Source organism: Aminobacter sp. 01T433 (genome assembly GCF_056398585.1).
Genome location: NZ_JBFTPR010000001.1, coordinates 178,532 through 195,751, shown reverse-complemented (window position 1 = coordinate 195,751; position 17,220 = coordinate 178,532). Strand labels below are relative to the sequence as shown.

At 61.9% G+C, this 17,220-nt stretch carries 15 protein-coding genes; 8 read left to right on the top strand and 7 right to left on the bottom strand.

Annotated features, from left to right (window positions below):
• Positions 1-57: 57 nt before the first annotated feature.
• The 4 genes from AC1DLV_RS00990 to AC1DLV_RS00975 are packed head-to-tail and all read left to right on the top strand — an operon-like array spanning position 58 to position 5,099.
• Positions 58-1,059 (top strand): ABC transporter permease, encoded by a 1,002-nt coding sequence (locus tag AC1DLV_RS00990; RefSeq protein WP_476800414.1) that lies wholly within the window; start codon positions 58-60, stop codon positions 1,057-1,059.
• Positions 1,056-1,883 (top strand): ABC transporter permease, encoded by an 828-nt coding sequence (locus AC1DLV_RS00985; protein WP_476800415.1) that lies wholly within the window; start codon positions 1,056-1,058, stop codon positions 1,881-1,883. The genes AC1DLV_RS00990 and AC1DLV_RS00985 overlap by 4 nt, the downstream gene beginning before the upstream one ends.
• Entirely contained in the window at positions 1,876-3,501 is a 1,626-nt protein-coding gene (locus tag AC1DLV_RS00980; protein ID WP_476800416.1) for an ABC transporter ATP-binding protein, read from the top strand. The genes AC1DLV_RS00985 and AC1DLV_RS00980 overlap by 8 nt, the downstream gene beginning before the upstream one ends.
• Before the next feature lie 20 nt (positions 3,502-3,521).
• Positions 3,522-5,099, top strand: a complete 1,578-nt coding sequence (locus AC1DLV_RS00975) for an ABC transporter substrate-binding protein (protein ID WP_476800417.1) — start codon at positions 3,522-3,524, stop codon at positions 5,097-5,099.
• A gap of 171 nt (positions 5,100-5,270) precedes the next feature.
• On the opposite strand, the gene AC1DLV_RS00970 is transcribed toward AC1DLV_RS00975, so the two are convergent.
• The 3 genes from AC1DLV_RS00970 to AC1DLV_RS00960 all read right to left on the bottom strand — a co-directional run bounded on the left by AC1DLV_RS00970 (position 5,271) and on the right by AC1DLV_RS00960 (position 7,366).
• Entirely contained in the window at positions 5,271-5,591 is a 321-nt protein-coding gene (locus AC1DLV_RS00970) for a hypothetical protein (RefSeq protein WP_476836117.1), read from the bottom strand.
• A 191-nt stretch (positions 5,592-5,782) separates the two neighbouring features.
• Positions 5,783-6,214 (bottom strand): OsmC family protein, encoded by a 432-nt coding sequence (locus tag AC1DLV_RS00965; RefSeq protein WP_476800419.1) that lies wholly within the window; start codon positions 6,212-6,214, stop codon positions 5,783-5,785.
• Positions 6,215-6,319: 105 nt separating this feature from the next.
• A complete protein-coding gene (locus tag AC1DLV_RS00960) occupies positions 6,320-7,366 on the bottom strand; it encodes an AI-2E family transporter (protein WP_476800420.1) in 1,047 nt (348 codons plus the stop codon).
• Positions 7,367-7,743: 377 nt separating this feature from the next.
• Here AC1DLV_RS00960 and AC1DLV_RS00955 point away from each other — a divergent pair, with 377 nt between their 5' ends.
• Genes AC1DLV_RS00955 through AC1DLV_RS00945 form a run of 3 tightly spaced genes read left to right on the top strand, consistent with a single transcriptional unit; the run spans position 7,744 to position 12,598 of the window.
• Positions 7,744-9,693 (top strand): PrkA family serine protein kinase, encoded by a 1,950-nt coding sequence (locus tag AC1DLV_RS00955; protein WP_476800421.1) that lies wholly within the window; start codon positions 7,744-7,746, stop codon positions 9,691-9,693.
• A 22-nt stretch (positions 9,694-9,715) separates the two neighbouring features.
• Positions 9,716-11,032 carry a YeaH/YhbH family protein gene (locus AC1DLV_RS00950; protein ID WP_476800422.1) on the top strand — a complete coding sequence of 439 codons (1,317 nt, stop codon included), beginning with the start codon at positions 9,716-9,718 and terminating at the stop codon, positions 11,030-11,032.
• Positions 11,033-11,041: 9 nt separating this feature from the next.
• On the top strand, positions 11,042-12,598 hold the full coding sequence (locus AC1DLV_RS00945) for a SpoVR family protein (RefSeq protein ID WP_476836094.1): 1,557 nt from the start codon (positions 11,042-11,044) through the stop codon (positions 12,596-12,598).
• On the opposite strand, the gene AC1DLV_RS00940 is transcribed toward AC1DLV_RS00945, so the two are convergent.
• Together AC1DLV_RS00940 and AC1DLV_RS00935 are read right to left on the bottom strand one after the other, a co-directional pair.
• Positions 12,595-13,320, bottom strand: coding sequence for a copper homeostasis protein CutC (locus AC1DLV_RS00940; RefSeq protein WP_476800424.1), 726 nt, complete (start codon positions 13,318-13,320; stop codon positions 12,595-12,597). The genes AC1DLV_RS00945 and AC1DLV_RS00940 overlap by 4 nt on opposite strands.
• Complete coding sequence (locus AC1DLV_RS00935) at positions 13,313-14,227, bottom strand: ROK family protein (protein ID WP_476800425.1); 915 nt, start codon at positions 14,225-14,227, stop codon at positions 13,313-13,315. Before AC1DLV_RS00935 ends, AC1DLV_RS00940 begins: the two co-directional genes overlap by 8 nt.
• Before the next feature lie 84 nt (positions 14,228-14,311).
• Here AC1DLV_RS00935 and AC1DLV_RS00930 point away from each other — a divergent pair, with 84 nt between their 5' ends.
• A complete protein-coding gene (locus AC1DLV_RS00930) occupies positions 14,312-15,310 on the top strand; it encodes a LacI family DNA-binding transcriptional regulator (protein ID WP_476800426.1) in 999 nt (332 codons plus the stop codon).
• Positions 15,311-15,478: 168 nt separating this feature from the next.
• On the opposite strand, the gene AC1DLV_RS00925 is transcribed toward AC1DLV_RS00930, so the two are convergent.
• Positions 15,479-16,276 (bottom strand): transporter substrate-binding domain-containing protein, encoded by a 798-nt coding sequence (locus AC1DLV_RS00925; protein ID WP_476800427.1) that lies wholly within the window; start codon positions 16,274-16,276, stop codon positions 15,479-15,481.
• A 19-nt stretch (positions 16,277-16,295) separates the two neighbouring features.
• Entirely contained in the window at positions 16,296-17,219 is a 924-nt protein-coding gene (locus AC1DLV_RS00920; RefSeq protein WP_476800428.1) for an isoaspartyl peptidase/L-asparaginase, read from the bottom strand.
• Between the last annotated feature and the right edge of the window lies 1 nt (position 17,220).

Here is a 17,220-nt window from a genome sequence, read left to right as displayed (position 1 = left end):
CCACCCGGTTGCCTTGAACATGCCCCTCTGCGGTGAAGGGCCGGGAGCGCGGCACGGATGAGCGCGCCGGGCAACGAGATTGCGACCTCCGCAGGGCGCTCGAGCAACCTGCTCGTTAAGCTGATCCTGCGCCGCGTCCTGCTTGGCTTCGGGTTGCTGCTGGCAGCCTCGATGCTGGTCTATGGCGGGGTCGAGATGCTGCCGGGCGATTTCGCCGCGACCTATCTCGGGCGTGACGCGACCCCGGAATCGGTCGAGCATGTGCGCAAGGAACTGGGCCTCGACCGCCCGATGATCCAGCGCTACGGCGAATGGCTGGGGGGCATCGTCCAGGGCGATTTCGGAACCTCGTGGTCCAACCACAACTCGGTCGCCGAGCAGCTCTGGAAACGGTTGGGCAATTCCATGTTGCTTGCCGTTGCTTCAGCAGTAATCGCGGTTCCATTGGCACTGGGCCTTGGCATGATCGCGGTACGCTACCGCAACCGCTTTCCCGACAAGGCCATCAGTATCCTGTCGCTTGCCGCAGTTTCGTTGCCCGAGTTTTTCATCGGCTACCTGCTCATCCAGTTCTTTACCGTCAAGCTCGGGGTCGCGGCCTTTCCGGCGACCGTCTATGACGGAATGAGCCTTGGCGAGCGGCTTTCGGCCATTGCCTTGCCAGTCCTGACGCTTGTCATCGCAGTGCTGGCCCACATGATGCGCATGACGCGCTCGGCGATCCTGAACGTCATGTCGTCACCCTATGTGGAAACCGCCGAACTCAAGGGGCTTTCGGCGCTGCGCATCATCGCCGAACACGCCGCGCCCAACGCCGTGGCGCCCATCGTCACGGTGATTGCACTGAACCTTGCAGCGCTCGTGGTCGGCGTCGTCGTCATCGAAGTGGTGTTCGTCTACCCGGGCATCGGCCAATACATGGTGGATGCCGTGACCGTTCGCGACATGCCGGTGGTCCAGGCCTGCGGACTGATATTCGCGGCCATCTACATTGTGCTCAACCTGTTGGCCGACATCGTTTCGATCCTGGCGAACCCACGCTTGAGGCATCCGCGATGAGATTGAAATCGATGCCTACAAGCGCACGCGTGGGCGCGGCGGGGATCCTGGTCGTTGTGGCCTGCGCACTCTTTGCGCCGCTGATCGCGCCCTACGATCAAAGTGCAATCGTCGGCGAAGTCTGGGCCCCGATGGGGGGGGACTTCCTGCTTGGTACCGACAGCCTCGGTCGCGATCTCCTGTCGCGCCTGATCTATGGCGCACGCGCCACGCTCTTCGTCGCTTTGGCCGCCACCACGCTGTCATTCGCCATCGGCATGCTGCTCAGTTTCACCGCTGTCGTCAGCGGTGGCGTGGTCGATCAGCTTCTGTCGCGGTTCAACGACCTGATGATGTCCGTTCCCGGGCTGATCCTCGCGCTTGTCGTGCTTGCTGTACTGCCGCAAGGCACCCTGATCCTCATACTGGTCATGGCTGCGATCGACTCGACACGAGTCTATCGCATCGGCCGGGCAGTCGCGCTCGACGTCAGCGTGATGGATTTTGTCGAAGCCGCCTGGCTGCGCGGCGAAGGCAAGCTGTGGATCATCTTCCGCGAAATCCTGCCCAATACCCTGGCGCCCCTGCTGGGCGAGTTCGGGCTGCGTTTTGCCTATTCCATCCTGTTCCTGTCGACGCTGTCCTTCCTGGGCCTCGGCATCCAGCCGCCGGCCGCCGACTGGGGCGGCATGGTCAAGGACAACAAGGACGGCATCATTTTCGGCGTTTCGGCCTCGCTCATTCCCGGTGCCGCGATCGCTGCCCTGGTCATCTCGGTCAATCTGGTCGTCGACTGGTTGATCAATACCACGGCGAGCCTCAAGGGAGCGCGTGGCGATGGGTGAAATGCTCTCTGTCCGCAATCTGCGCATCGAGGTGCGCGCGCATCAGGCCGATGGATCGGCCAGCGACCTCGTGCTGGTAGACGACGTCTCCTTCGATGTTGGCAAGGGCAAGGTGCTCGGCCTGATCGGTGAATCCGGTGCCGGCAAGTCGACCATCGGCCTGTCGACGCTGGCCTATGGCCGCGGTGGCGTGCGTATTTCAGGCGGTCAAGTCCTGCTCGACGGTGTCGACGTGACGGCTCTGTCGCCGGGCGGCGTACGCACCATACGCGGCGCGCGCGTGGCCTATGTCGCGCAATCAGCTGCAGCCGCCTTCAACCCCGCTCACAAGCTCGGGCGGCAGGTCATAGAGGCAACCGTGCGACATGGCCTCATGACGCCGGCGGAAGCCAAGAAGCGCGCCCAGTATCTTTTCAAGGTGCTTGGCCTTCCCGAACCGGAGCGCTTTGGCGAACGCTACCCCCACCAGGTCTCGGGTGGCCAGCTGCAGCGTGCCATGACCGCCATGGCGCTTTGTGCCAAACCCGAACTCATCGTCTTCGACGAGCCGACCACAGCACTCGACGTGACCACGCAGATCGAAGTTCTGGCGGCAATCAAGCATGCGATCTCAGAGACGGGAACAGCTGCGCTCTACATCACGCACGACCTTGCTGTCGTCGCCCAGGTTGCCGACCACATCATGGTGCTGAGACACGGCAAGACGGTGGAATATGGCTCGACCCGGCAGATCATCGAGACACCGCACGAAGACTATACCAAGGCGCTGGTGAGCATACGCCAGGCAGTGCGCGAGCCTGTCCACAAGGCCGAGGAAGAGCTGCTGAGAATCGAAGGACTGACGGCTGGCTACTCGAACATGACTGTCCTGCACGACGTGTCGCTGTCGCTGCCGAGAGGCCAGACATTGGCGGTGGTCGGCGAGTCCGGATCGGGAAAATCGACCCTGGCGCGCGTTGTCACAGGCCTGCTCCCGCCGCAGCGGGGCACGGTCACTTTCAAGGGCGAGAGGCTGCCACTCGCCCGCAAGGATCGTACGCTCGACCAACTGCGCCGCGTCCAGATGATCTACCAGATGGCCGATACGGCGATGAACCCGCGCCAGAAAGTCGGCGACATCATTGGCCGGCCGCTCACCCTCTATTTCGGTCTCAGGGGGGCGGAGCGGACCAGACGGGTCACCGAGCTGCTTGGCCAGATCGAGATGGGCCCGCAGTTTCTCGACCGCTATCCGGCAGAACTCTCGGGTGGGCAGAAACAGCGGGTCGCCATCGCCCGAGCATTGGCGGCCGAGCCGGAATTGATCCTGTGCGACGAGCCGACTTCCGCGCTCGATCCGCTGGTGGCCGAAGGCATATTGAAGCTGCTGATGCGGTTGCAGGAGGAGACAGCCGTTTCCTACCTGTTCATCACCCACGACATCGCAATCGTGCGGGCGATCGCCGACCGCGTCGCGGTCATGCATCGCGGCCGCCTGGTTCGTCAGGGCGACAAGGCGTCCGTCCTTGCTCCACCTTATGACGACTACACCGAAAAGCTCTTGAGCTCGGTGCCCGAAATGGAAATCGGCTGGCTGGAGCGCGTCCTTGCCGGGCGCGTGCCGGCTCCGGCTGCCTGACAGATCTCTAAGAGGAGGGAATGGAAATGAAGAAATCGAATTTGATCGGCATGGACCTTGCTGCCAACCGGCGCGACTTCCTGAAGGGCACGATCGGCGCCGGCCTGCTGATCGCCGGACTTGCCAGCACGGCGCATGCGCAAGCGGCGGCAACGCCGAAGAAAGGCGGCACCCTCAAGCTGGGTATCGATGGCGCTGCCACGACCGATACGCTTGACCCTGCAAAAGTGATCGGCGCCTTCGCCTTCCTGCTTGCGCGCACGATCGGCGATACGCTGGTCGCCAGTGACCCTGCCACTGGCAAGGCTCTGCCGGGCATCGCCTCCAGCTGGGAATCCAGCAACCAGTCAAAGGACTGGGTGTTCAAGATCCGCAATGACATTACCTTCCACAATGGCAAGAAACTGACCGCGGAGGATTGCGCCCAGACGATCCGCCGTCACATGAAGGAGGAGTCGGGCTCCGGCGCGCGGGGCATGATCGCCTCTATCGAAACCGTCGAGGCCAAGGGCGAAGAGCTCCACGTCAAGCTCTCGGAGAGCAATGTCGACCTGCCACTGGTCTTCACCATCCACCTCCTGATGATCCAGCCCAATGGCGGCATGGACAATCCTGCCGAAGGCATCGGCACTGGGGCTTACAAGCTCGCCAGCTTCGAGCCGGGCGTGCGCGCCGTATTCGAGAAGAACACAAATGACTGGCAGGACCGCGGCTACGTCGACAGCGTCGAGATGATCGCCATGAACGACGCCACCGCGCGCATAGCGGCGATCTCATCGGGGCGCGTTCACTTCATCAATGCTGTCAGCCCCAAGACAGTGACGCTGCTCAAGCGCGCGCAAAACGTCGAGATCCTCAACGCACCGAGCCGGGGCCACTACACGCTGCCGATGCTCGTGGACACCGCGCCCTTCGACAACAACGACCTGCGCCTAGCGTTGAAATACGCCATCGACCGTGAGGCCATGCTGCAGACAACGCTGGGTGGCTTCGGCACGGTCGGCAACGACTTCCCGATCAACGCCACCTATCCTTACTTCCCGTCCGATATCGAACAGCGGGCATATGATCCCGACAAGGCCGCCTTCCATTTCAAGAAGTCCGGCTATGACGGACCGGTCGTGCTGCGCACGTCCGATGGCACTTTCCCCGGCGCAGTGGATGCGGCCATCCTCTACCAGGAGAACGCCAAGAAGGCCGGCATCCAGATCGAGGTCAAGCGCGAGCCGGCCGACGGTTACTGGAACAACATCTGGCGCAAGGCCCCCTTCTGCATGTCCTACTACGGCAGCCGCCTGACCCAGGACCTGATGTATGCCACCGAGCACCTGTCGGGCTCGCCAGCCAACGAGACCAACTTCAATCGGCCGGACTTCGACAAGCTCATCAAGGAAGCGCGCGTGGTCGAAGACGAGGCAAAGCGCGCGGAACTGTATCATGCCGCCGCAGTGATGGTGCGCGACGAAGGTGGCTCGATCATCCCGGTGTTCAACAACAACATCAACGCCGCGACCGCCGCCCTCAAGGGCTATGCCGACGACGTCGGCAACGACATGTCGAACGGCTACATCGCCTCGCGCGTCTGGCTGGAGGCGTAGGCCAGCCAGCCCAACGTACGGGTGCCTTCGGACCGCCCTCCGTCGGTCGACTGACCGGCAAGTCCGCACAATCCGAGCTCGGCCGTCATGAACAACGGCCGAGCCTATAAAATTGTTACCCAAGCATGGCGGCACGCTTTGCAACGATCTGCGGTGCCTTGCAGCGCACTTTCAATTGCTGGGCGAATCGAACTGCAGTGTGAAGACGCCTCCGGCAATGCCTTGGTCGATGGTGGGAGAAAAACTCAATGGCGTGCAGCGTTGAGCTGCCGCTACCGCCGCATCGACAAAGGCCTTCCGCGCGTTCGCATCGCCTTTGACACTGATCGCTGTCGGCCTCGGTTTGCCCATCAATGAGCCGTCACGCTTGAAGCTGAAGCTCAACGTAACCGACGATCCGTTCGTGCCAGGTGGCGCATTCCAGCACGCCAGGAGTGCTGCATTGACCTCTTCCATGGACTTGAGCGGCTCGGCCCGGGCCTGCCCGAGCATTCCGGCCAAGACCGCCGCAATTGCTACCCACACAATGCGATGTTTCATGACAGGCTCCTACTCGCAGGACGCTGCCCGCATGGTGAGGCTCATCATCTCCAATTTCAGTCAGCCGACAGCATGCGGCAACGCATATCGCCGCATTTAGGGCAGGCCTTGAAGTCGGCTAGCCGACTATCGGTTTGTTGATCTCAAGCCGGCGTCGATGCAGTATCGACGACCTCGAAATCATGGGTCAGCTTAGCCGACATGGCGAGCATGGCGGAGGCCGAGCAGTATTTTTCGATCGACAGATTGACGGCGCGCTCGACCTTGGCAGGTGCGAGGCCGCGGCCCTTGACCACGAAATGCATGTGGATGCGCGTGAAGACCTTGGGGTCGGTCTCGGCGCGGTCGGCATCGAGCTCGACGGTGCAATCCTCGATCGCTTCGCGCCCCTTCTCCAGGATATGGACGACGTCGTAAGCCGAGCAGCCGCCAGCGCCGATCAGCATCAGCTCCATCGGGCTTGGGCCGGGCGTCTGGCCACCTGGTTCCTTGGCGGTTCCGAGCACGATCTTATGCCCGCTGCCGGACTCACCCACGAAGGTGCGATCTTCAACCCATTTGATGCGTGCCTTCATGACAGCCATCCTTCCATGCAAAAATTTCCGCGACCATGCGCTCCTAGGTTCATAGCCGGATGCGGGCCAAGGCGTCGAGTGTCGCGATCTGACGCGGACAGATTTTTAGGAAGTCGAGGGCCCAGTTTGGTCCGAAGGCTTTCCCGACAGCAGCGTCGCCAGCCAGCGCGTCGAGGGCGACTGGCCTGTGTAGACGATGAAGGCGATCAGCACCGGCACGCCGAGGAACGCGCCTGAAATGCCCCACAAGAAGCTGCCGAAGAACACGGCGAAAATGACGGCGAATGGCGAGATCGCTAGCGACGCACCGGTGAGCAAAGGCTCAAGATAGCTGCCGATGATGAACTGGATCAGGTTGAGGCCGAGAAACACGACGGCTGCCATCTGCCAGGATTCGAACTGGGCGATGGCGAACATGGTGGGGAACATCGTCGCCACGAACGGGCCGAGGAACGGGATGTAGTTGAGCGCGAAGGCGATGGCGCCCCATGCGCCGGCAAGCTCCAGCCCGGCAACCAGCGCGAAGCCCCAGACGACGAGCCCGGTGAGAATGCTGGCGAAGGTGCGCACCACCATGAAGCGCCGCAGCTTGGCGCCGATCTCACGGTTGGCCAGCAATATACGTTCGCCCTGGGGCTGGGCGTTTGGTGATTTGAGACGGCAATTGAAGTCCTCGACCTCAAGCAGGCCGAGCATGACGAGAATGAAGACCAGGACGGCGAAACCAGCCAGGCTGTTGAGCCGTCCGGCGATCCCTTGGGTGAAACCGACCAGCCAGGTCACGTCGAAGCGGTCGGCGAGCGGCCCGGCTATGGCGATGCCATGCCCCTCCAGCCAATCGGTCCAGTCGGTATAAACCGCCTGGAAATGTCCGGCATTGGCAAACAGCCACTGGCCGAGCTTGCCGAAGCCCCAGATCACCGAAGAGCCGACGGCGAGAACGATGGTGATGGTGATGCTGACGGTGATGAGCAGCGCCAGGAGCTTGGGCATCAGGCGCTGCAGCGCAAACTGCACCGGCCAGACCAGGGCGATCAGAAACAGTGAAAAGACCAGCGGCACGAAGATCGACTGCGCAAAATGCATGAGCGCCAAGACCAAAATACCTGTCGCCAGGCCGCCAATCATCCGGCCCTCATTTTGAATTGGCATGTCCCCTCCACGCGCTCGCCTGTCACTGGTCTAGCGCAAGTTGATGTACCAGAGAATGTCCCTGCGTCCCGCAATGCAGATTTAGCCGATGCGCAAAACACAGCCCCGTGGTTTGCGCAAACCAAGCCTGGCGAGGCATCGCTCGCCTCCCTATTCCCGCTGAGAATACAGCCGAAGGTTGCTCCATCGGGCGCCTGAAAGCGGCCGCTGTCGACAGTTGGTCGAAGCACGCACCGAACGGCTGATCCACTCGTTCACGGTAAATGTACGATCACGACATTCTGTGCGGAACTTTGGCTGTTCAGGGAAGTTGAGATGAAGGCAAAGAGTCGAAGTGGTGATACACTGAGTTGCGACTTCGGCATTGTGAGGGTGCCATGCAAACACGTGAATCCGACGTCTTCAATCTCTTCTCGGAAATCTACGGCAGTCAGACAACCGAGGAGATGAGCCTTCAGCAATATCTGCTCGCTTGCCGCGACCAGCCAGCAATGTATGCGACTGCGGCCGAGCGAATGGTGGACGCCATTGGCGCCCCCACGCTGGTCGACACCAGCGCCGACGCCCGTCTGGGGCGCATCTTCGCCAACCGAACAATCAAGATTTATCCGGCATTTGCCGAGTTCTACGGCATGGAAGACACGATCGAGCGTATCGTCGGCTACTTCCGCTACGCCGCGCAAGGGCTCGAGGAGCGCAAGCAGATCCTCTATCTGCTCGGCCCCGTCGGTGGCGGCAAGTCGTCGCTCGCCGAACGGCTGAAGAAGCTGATGGAAGAGCGGCCTATCTACACGCTCAAGATCAACGGCCAGGTCAGCCCGATTTTCGAATCACCCCTCGGGCTGTTCCATCCCGAACGCATGGCCGACCTTCTCGAAGACAAATATGGCATCGCCCGGCGCCGGCTCACCGGCCTGATTTCGCCCTGGGCTGCCAAGCGGCTCGAAGAAATCGGCGGCGATGTCGCGAAATTCTCGGTCGTCAAATTGATGCCGTCGCGGCTGCGCCAGATCTGCATCGCCAAGACCGAACCCGGCGACGAAAACAACCAGGACGTGTCGGCGCTTGTCGGCAAGGTCGACATCCGCAAGCTTGAACATTTCAGCCAGTCCGACCCCGACGCCTATTCCTACAGCGGCGGCCTCAACCGCACGACCCAGGGGCTTCTCGAATTCGTCGAGATGTTCAAGGCGCCGATCAAGGTATTGCACCCGCTTTTGACCGCGACCCAGGAAAGCAACTACAACGGCACCGAGAGCTTCGGCGCCTTCCCCTACCAGGGCATCGTGCTGGCGCACTCCAACGAGTCGGAATGGCTGCAGTTCAAGAGCAACAGGAACAACGAGGCGTTCCTCGATCGCATCCTGGTGGTCAAGGTGCCCTATTGCCTGCGCGTCACCGAAGAACGGCAGATCTACGAAAAGCTGCTGCGCGAAAGCGAGCTGGTGAGCAATCCATGCGCACCCGAGGTGCTCGACATATTGAGCCGCTTCACCGTGTCGACACGGCTGGCCGAACACGAGAACTCGCCGCTCTACACCAAGATGCGCGTCTATGACGGCGAGAACCTCAAGGATGTCGACCCCAAGGCCAAGTCGATGCAGGAATATCGCGACGCCGCCGGCGTCGATGAAGGCATGAACGGCGTCAGCACGCGCTTTGCCTTCAAGGTTTTGTCGGAGACGTTCAACTACGACACCAAGGAGATCGCCGCCGACCCGGTGCACCTGATGTATGTTCTGGAGCAGGCGATCAAGCGCGAGCAGTTCCCGGGCGAGATCGAGGCCTCCTATCTCGACTTCATCAAATCGGAAATTGCTACGCGTTATGCCGAGTTCATCGGCCACGAGATCCAGAAGGCCTATCTCGAATCCTACAGCGAATACGGCCAGAACCTGTTTGACCGCTATATCGCTTATGCCGACGCCTGGATCGAGGACCAAGACTACAAGGACCCCGACACCGGCCAGATCCTCAACCGCGGCATCCTCGACTCCGAGCTGTCGCAGATCGAGAAGCCTGCTGGCATCGCCAACCCCAAGGACTTCCGCAACGAGGTGGTGAAGTTCACGCTGAGGGCGCGCGCCAAGAACAATGGCCGCAACCCGTCGTGGACGAGCTACGAGAAGCTGCGCGAGGTGATCGAAAAGCGGATGTTCGGCCAGGTCGAGGACCTGTTGCCGGTGATCAGCTTCGGTGCCAAGCGCGACAGCACCACCGAAAAGCAGCATGCCGAATTCGTCGAGCGCATGACCGAGCGCGGCTACACGCAGCGCCAGGTCCGGCGGCTTGTCGATTGGTACATGCGGGTCAACAAGGCAGGCTGAGCGGGAGCGAACGGGGACCCACATGCCGAACTTCATCGATCGGCGCCTCAATCCCAAGGACAAGAGCCTTGGCAACAGGCAGCGTTTTTTGAGGCGCGCCCGCGAAGAGTTGAAACGGGCGATCAACGACCGGATAAAGTCCGGCAAGATCGGGACCGCCGACCAGGACCAGATCATCCCCATTCCCCGCAAAGGCATTGGCGAGCCGACCTTTCAACGCGCACCGCATTCGGGCCGCCGGGAGGAGGTCCTTCCCGGCAACAAGACCTTCGGCACCGGCGACCGCATCCCGAGACCGGCGGCGGGAAGCGGCAAGGGGTCGGATCCGTCATCGTCGGGAGATGGCGAGGACGATTTCCAGTTCGCCCTATCGCGTGAAGAAGTGCTCGACCTGTTTTTTGAAGACCTTGAGTTGCCCGACCTGGTGAAGCTCAATCTCAAGGAAGTGGTGACGTTCAGGCCACGCCGGGCCGGCTACACGATGAGCGGCAACCCGACCAGCATCAGCGTCGGACGCACCATGTTCAACAGCTTCGGCCGGCGCATCGCGCTGAGAAGGCCCAAACAATCCGAGATCGACGAAATCGCAGCCGAGCTGCTCAAGCTGGAGGGTGAGAGGCGGCCAAGTGCTGCCACCCAGCAACGCATCGCACTGTTGCGCGAACAACATGCGACGCTCGCGCGCCGCCGCAAGCTGATCCCCTATATCGACCCCATCGACATCCGCTTCAACCGCTTCGAGCCGCAGCCGGTGCCCAACGCCAATGCGGTGATGTTCTGCCTGATGGACGTCTCGGGCTCGATGGGCGAGCGCGAGAAGGACCTCGCCAAGCGCTTCTTCGTGCTGCTGCACCTGTTTCTGAAGCGGCGCTACGAAAAGACCGACATCGTCTTCATCCGCCACACCCATGAGGCCTCGGAGGTCGACGAGGACACCTTCTTTTACAGCACTCAAAGCGGCGGCACCGTCGTTTCCACCGCACTCGACGAGATGCTGCGCGTCATACGCGAGCGCTATCCCGCCAAGGAGTGGAACATCTACGCCGCGCAGGCTTCCGACGGCGACAACATCCCCAACGATTCAGACAAGTGCGTGTCGATCCTCGACAACACGCTGATGCGGCTTTGCCAGTACTACGCCTATGTCGAGATCATCGACGAGCGCGAAAGCGAGATGTTCCGCCATGCCGACAACGGCACGTCACTATGGAACGCCTATCGCGAAGTGAGTGCCGCTTGGCCCAACTTCGAGATGACGCGCATCGCCAAGCCGTCCGACATCTATCCCGTCTTCCATGAGCTGTTCGCCAAGGCACCGGCGCCAGCAAAACGCGGTTGAGGATGCAAGGTGGAAAAGCGTTCGAAAACGTCGTCGCTGCTGTTTACGAGTTCGGACTGGAACTTCGACGACCTGGCGCGCGCCTATGACGCGATCAAGGAGATCGCCGTCGATGAGCTGCGCCTCGACTTCTATCCCAACCAGATCGAGGTGATTTCGTCCGAGCAGATGCTCGATGCCTATTCATCCATCGGCATGCCGCTGATGTACCAGCACTGGTCCTTCGGCAAACATTTCGTCCACGAGTCGAATCTCTATCGCAAAGGGCGCATGGGGCTCGCCTACGAACTGGTGATCAACTCCAACCCATGCATCACCTATCTCATGGAAGAAAACACCATGGCGTTGCAGACGTTGGTGATCGCGCACGCCTCGTTCGGCCACAACCACTTCTTCAAGAACAATTACCTGTTCCAGCAATGGACCGATGCAGGCGCCATTCTTGCCTACATGGAGTTTGCCAAGAGCTACATCGCGCGCTGCGAGGAACGATATGGCCCGGTCGCGGTGGAGGCGGTGCTCGATGCCGCGCACGCACTGATGCCGCAAGCCGTTTTCCGTTACCGCCGGCGTCCGCGCCTTTCGGTCGAAAGGGAACAGGCGCGCATCCGCGAGCGGCTGGAGCACGAGGAACGCACCTTCAGCGACCTTTGGCGGACGCTGCCTCAATCGGCCGAGGCCGGAGTGCCGCGCGAGGCCGAGACCGACATTTCGGAACGCCAATCGGCCATCGAATATCCGGAAGAAAACCTGCTCTACTTCCTGGAGAAATACAGTCCCGTGCTCAAGGCCTGGCAAAGGGAGATCCTGCGGATCGTTCGCGTCATTGCGCAATATTTCTACCCGCAGCGCCAGACCAAGGTGATGAACGAAGGCTGTGCCACCTTCGTCCACTACACGATCATGAACAGGCTGTTCGACAAGGGCAAAATCAGCGAAGGGACGATGCTGGAGGTGCTGCAGAACCACTCCAACGTGGTGTTCCAACCGAGCTTCGACGACCCGCGCTACAGCGGCATCAACCCCTACACGCTCGGCTTCAACATGATGCGCGACATCCAGCGCATCTGTAGCGAACCGACGGCCGAAGACCGCGAGTGGTTCCCCGATTTCGCCGGCAATGGCGACTGGTGCGGAACGCTGCTCGACGCATGGGCAACCCACCGCGACGAGTCCTTCATCCGGCAGTTCCTGAGCCCGGCGCTGATCCGCGACATGCGGCTGTTTTCGCTGCAGGAAGAAGCCTCCGACCCGTATTACGAGGTGACGGCCATCCACGACGAGCGCGGCTATGAGCGGGTGCGCTCGCGGCTCGCCGACAATTACGACGTGGGCGTGATCCAGCCCGACATCCAGGCGGTCGACGCCGACCTCAAGGGCGACCGCAAGCTGCGCATCAAGCACACCGTGCACCATGGTGCGACATTGCACGAAGAGACACGCAACGAAACGGTGCGCTACATTCAGCGCCTTTGGGGCCACGAGGTCAGCCTGGTCGGCGTAGACGGCACGACCGAGAAGACGCTCTACGAATTCTCATCGAAGGAACTTGCCGAAAAGGCCTAGCCAAGCGCCACTTTCATTTTCCTGACGATATCGGCATCGGTGTGCTTGGGTCGTGCTGCGACAAAGCCCAGTTCCAACGCCTTCGCGTTCCCCGCATCGGCGGCAACCGAACAGGACGAATGTATCTCGCGCAAAGGCAGCCGTCCCTGAATCGCACCAAGCGTGTCGAGATTGACGCCCGAACCCGGCATGATGGCGATACGGCCACGTGCCTGGTCGAAGCACTTGGCCAGAGCGTTGAGGCCCTTGAGCGCGGACGTCTCGCCACCTGAAGTCAGGATACGCTCGAAGCCCAACTCGACGGCCAGCTCGATGGAAGGTCCGAAGCCCGGACCGGCAAGGTCGAAAGCGCGGTGAAGGGTCATGCCGAGCCCCTTTGCGTGACCTGCCAGGCGCGAGAGGATTTCGCGATCAAGTGTGCCGTCGGGCCTGTTGGCGCCGAGCACGACGCCCTCAAGACCCGCCGCGCGCACCGCATCGATGTCGGCAAGCAGGGTTGCCATATCGGCTTCGTCGAAGACGAAGTCGCCGGGCCGCGTGCGGATCATCGCATAGACCGGGATCGGCGCCTTGGCGGCAAGTGCCATCAGGCCGGGCGATGGCGTGAGACCTCCTGTTTCGAGCGCCGCGCAAAGTTCGATGCGATCGGCGCCGCCTGATATCGCGGCAGCAAGGCTTTGCGGGCTGTCGACGCAGACTTCGAGCAGGATTTTCTCAGACATGGGTCAGCTCCTGAAAACCGAGGGCAGCAGCACCGAGCAGACCCGGCTCGGTGGTCAATGCCGCCTTGACCAGCAGCGGGCTTTGCGAACGCCGGAGCGTACGGCCGCGCACCTCATTGTCGAGGGCAGCGATCAGTTCGGGCACGTTCGACAGACCGCCACCTACGGGAACGACGGACGAGCCAATGATGTTGAGCGTCAGCGCCAGCGGCACGCCGACCAGTTCGAGATAGATGTCCATGGTACGGCGTGCTCGCGCTTCGCCCGCACGCCAGCGGTCGATGACCTCGGTGCTCGACAGCACCTCACCGCACAGGAAGTGGTGCAGTTTCTCTACGCCGCGCGCGCCGCCAATGGTGTCGACACAACCGGCCTGGCCGCAGCCGCAGGCAAAATGCGGAATCTCGACCGGCGGCTTGCCAACTCTTGTGGCAAGCGCCTGGCCATGGCCCCATTCGCCGGCATAACCGCCGGCACCCGTGACAAGGCGACCGTCGATGACGAGGCCGCCGCCGACGCCTGTTCCCAGGATGATGCCGAAGACATTGCGATGGCCGCGCCCTGCCCCGCTCGTCGCTTCGGCCATGGCGAAACAATCGGCATCGTTGGCGATCCACACCGGCAGGCCGATGATGGCTTCGAGATCGGCGGCGATCATCCGGCTATCGATGCAAGGGATGTTGGCGCATTTCAGGCTGCCGGAGGCAGGATCGACAACGCCGGCAATCGAAATAGAAACGCCCTTGGTACTGCCTCGATCCATTGCCACGCGTTCGGCGATGACGGCGGCGAAGGCACCGAAATCGTCGAGCGGCGTTGTCACGCGGTCGATGATCTCGATTTCGCCGGCAGAACGGGCGCGAGCGCTTTTTATCGTTGAACCGCCAATGTCGAAGCAGGTAAGCATGAATTCAGTTCCCGGATGGATGATTGCCGCGGGACGTCTGGCCACGGCGCCCGAATTTCAAGACGACAACTCGCAAAGGCCCTTATGGACAGTTCGCGCAAACGACGCACCTCGCCGACCATCGCCGATGTCGCCGAGCTGGCCGGCGTGTCGCGCGCGATCGCCTCGCGGGCGCTGTCGAGCGAAAGCCGTCCTGTTTCCGCCGACAAGCGCGCGCGTGTGCTTGAAGCAGCAGACAAGCTCGGCTTCAAGCCCAATCTTCTGGCGCGCAGCCTGACCACCAAGACGGTCAACCTGATCGCGGTGATCGTCAACCACATCCACGACTTTTCCGACCTCGACCTGTTCGACCTTTTGATCAGCGACATCCAGTCGATCGGCAAGCAGGTCATCTTCCTGCGTGTCGGCTCGGTCGAGCGGATCGAGGAATTCCTGCGCAACGGCGTCGCCTATCATGTCGATGCGGCACTGGTGTTTTCCGACTTCGCCGACGCCGAAAGCGTGCGCAAGATGTTCCGCAGCGATGACGTGCTGATGCTCAACGGCATGCATGACGGCTCGTCTCCCTCGGTGGTGCCTAACGAGGCGATCGGTATCGCCGAAGCTGTCGCCGACGCGGCCAGCAAGGGCGTTGCAACAGCAGCACTCGTGACCGGACGCGTATCCTCGCCGGTCGAGCGGTCGCGCATCGCCAACTACAAGGCCGAGATGGAACGGTGCGGCATTCGCTTGAGCGCGGAGTTGCGCGGCGACTATTCCTACCAGAGTGGGCGCAAAGTTGCGCAGTCGCCGGAATGGCCTGCGATCGACGCAGTATTCTGCACGTCCGATGCGATGGCGATGGGGATCATGGATGTTCACCGCGATGCCTTTCCCGGCAACAGGCCGGAACGCTTCCGTCTCTATGGCTTCGACAATCTCTCCCTGACCGATTTCGAAGCCTATCCGATCTCGTCGATCGGCTATGACAAGAAGACCTATGTCGGCGAGATCCTGCGTTTCCTTGCGACACCCGAACAGTTCGGCGATGGACATGCGGAGGTGACAGTACCGACCTTCTTCGTGCCGCGCGCGACGTCGTAGGACGGATAGCAGGAGAGCTTCATGCCCCTCACCCTTACCCTCTCCCCGTAAGAACGGGGAGAGGGGGGCGTCAGCGTTGCAGCAGTCTTCATTGGCGCTGGTGCTGCTCCTTCTCCCCGTTCTTGCGGGGAGAAGGTCCGGATGAGGGGCAGCTCAACGCCCCCGCAATTACCAGAGCGGGGTCAGCGCCGGCGGGTTGGCGGTTTCGCCCCACCACTTCTTGTAGTTGGCCTGGTAAGTGCCGCTTTGGATGTAGTCCGACACGAACATGTCGATCCAGCGGACAAAACCGTCGTCGCCCTTGGCGACAGCGATGCCGATCGGGTCATTGGAGTGCAGGCCCGGCAGCGTCACCAGGTTTTCGTTCTTGGTGGCGAGATAGTCGAGCAGCGAGGAGTCCTCGATGGCCGCGTCGACACGCTTCTGCTGCAGCAGCAGCACGCCTTCCGGCGAGAAATTGTCGGTGTAGACGAGCTCGGCCTGAGGTGCTGCGTTCTTGATGAAGGTCTCGCCCGTCGAGCCACGGCCGACGACGATCTTCTTGCCGGCGAGGTCTTCAAGCTTGGCGATGCCGGAGTCCTTCTGGACGATGATACGCAGGCCCGCGCGGTTGTAGGGGATCGAGAAGTCGACCGACTTGGCGCGCTCGAGCGTCGCCGAGGTGTTGGCTACTGCGATGTCGATCTGGCCCGACACCAGCATCGAGATGCGGGCGTCGCCCGACACGTCGACGAATTCGACCGGCACGCCGAGCTTTTCAGCCAGCATGGTGGCGACGTCGACGTCATAGCCAACCGGATTGTTCTGGGCGTCGCGGAAGCCGATCGGCTCGCCGCCGAGCGACACGCCGATGCGCACGGTGCCGCGCTCGCGGATCTCGTCGATCTTGCCGGCCTGGGCAGCGCCCGTTGCGGCAAGGCCTACGGCCAGCGCCATGCCGGCCAGTTTGGTCATCAGGTTCTTCATTTTTCCCTCCCTCGGGTTTCTAGGACGTGAACGGTTCGGCGAAGCGATGTTCCGGCTCTGGCAAGTCAGTGTCCCAGAACCAGTACTTGATCTGCTCTTCGCAATTCAGGCTGACGACCTTGTGGTTGCCCTTGGCGTCGAGCGCATGGATGACGACGCCGGCAAGGAAGCCGCTTTTCAGCTCGCGCAGTTCCTCGATGGCAAGCGTAATGGCAGCGTCGAGCGAGTAGCCCAGCCGCATCGCGAGCACGATGGTGCGCGCGGTGCCGCAGCGCATGGTCATCTCGCCGGTATGGGTGCAGGCGGCAGCACCAAAACGGCTGTCGGCGTAGAAACCGGCACCAGGGATTGGCGAGTCGCCGAGACGGCCGGGATATTTCCAGGCCCAGCCCGAGGTCGAGGTCACGACATTGAGCCCGCCAAATCTGTCCTGCGACAGGAACACGGTGGTATCGCGCACCCGCTCCGGATCGGTGATGGTGCGGCTGAGCGGGGCGAGCGCGATGTCGGGGAACTTCGCCAGCTCTTCCGGTGTCAGCTCCTTTTCCAGCCGCTGCCACCAGACGCGCTTGCTTTCTTCATAGAGCGTCTCGTCATGGGGGAAGCCGATCTCGGTGGCAAAGCGGCGGGCGCCGTCGCCGGTCAGCATGACATGCGGCAGACGCTTCATCACTTCATGGGCGAGCGCCGCCACAGGGATGGTGTCGGGCACCGCGCCGACCGAACCGACTTCGCGCGTCGTGCCGTCCATGACGCCGGCATCGAACTCCATGCGGCCGAGCATGTTCGGCCAGCCACCGAAGCCGACGCTGCGGACCTTGACCTCGCGCTCGACCTCACCGATGCCGGCGACCATGGCGTCGAGGCCATGGCTGCCACCCTTCAGAAGTTCGACGCTTTTGGAGAAACCGGGCCAGGCCTCGGAATTGGCAAGCAGGATCATT